This is a genomic window from Campylobacter sp. TTU_617 (genome assembly GCF_016599045.1).
GTDB lineage: Bacteria > Campylobacterota > Campylobacteria > Campylobacterales > Campylobacteraceae > Campylobacter_D.
In genome coordinates, this window is the sequence record NZ_JAENKV010000050.1 from 1 (window position 1) to 471 (window position 471).

The window sequence follows — 471 nt, forward strand, 5'->3', positions numbered from 1 at the left end:
AACAATTTAATGATAAATATTAAAGCTGTGTTAAAAATTTAATTTCATTGATAAATTATGTTTAAATTTTAGAACAAAGCTTTGAAGTGTTTTTAAATGAGATGGGTTGGTTGTTTTATTTTTATAATAAGATTTTAAAAATAAAAAATAATTACTTATTAAATTTTCTCATAATCTTTTCCTATTAAAATTTCATTATTTATTTCTATAATTGGTCTTTTAATTAAAGTAGGATTTAATAAAACAAGATCAAATAATTCTTCTTTGCTTAAACTTTGAAGTTTTTCTTTATTAAGATTAAGCTTTCTTGCACTTGTGCTAGAAAGATTAATTAATTCATTTAAATTTCTTTTTAAAAGCCATAAATTTAAAATGTTATTATCTATTTTTTTAATATCTTTAAAAACAAAAGTAAGTTGTTTTTGTGTAAGAAAATCCATAGCTTTTTTAACGCTATTGCAGTTTTTGATT

1 protein-coding gene is annotated in these 471 nt (G+C 18.7%); it reads right to left on the minus strand.

Features of this window, described 5'->3' with window-relative positions; genetic code table 11:
• Nucleotides 1–158: 158 nt before the first annotated feature.
• Nucleotides 159–470 carry an ArsC/Spx/MgsR family protein gene (locus GQV94_RS07650; protein WP_325099665.1) on the minus strand — a complete coding sequence of 104 codons (312 nt, stop codon included), beginning with the start codon at nt 468–470 and terminating at the stop codon, nt 159–161.
• Between the last annotated feature and the right edge of the window lies 1 nt (nt 471).